1 pseudogene is annotated in these 277 nt (G+C 40.1%); it reads left to right on the forward strand.

From position 1 onward, the window contains the following. Positions 1 to 277: pseudogene (locus SB773_RS31410) on the forward strand (lysine 2,3-aminomutase); the annotation flags it as partial.

Here is a 277-nt window from a genome sequence, read left to right on the forward strand (position 1 = left end):
TATTGTACGAGAAGACGCTTTTCAGGCCAAATTGGAATGGGCGTGCCCAAAAAACAATTGGACGCTGCAATCGGTTATATACGTGACACACCGGCAGTTCGGGATGTCCTTATTTCCGGCGGTGACGGATTATTGATCAATGATACGATCCTTGAATATATCCTCAAAAATTTAAGGGAAATTCCTCATGTTGAAATAATCAGGATAGGTACACGGGCTCCGGTTGTTTTTCCTCAAAGAATCACTGAAAATTTATGTACCATTTTAAAAAAGTATC

The sequence above is a fragment of the Bacillus sp. SIMBA_074 genome, from assembly GCF_046534555.1.
In the GTDB taxonomy this organism is placed as follows: Bacteria; Bacillota; Bacilli; order Bacillales; family Bacillaceae_G; genus Bacillus_A; species Bacillus_A mycoides.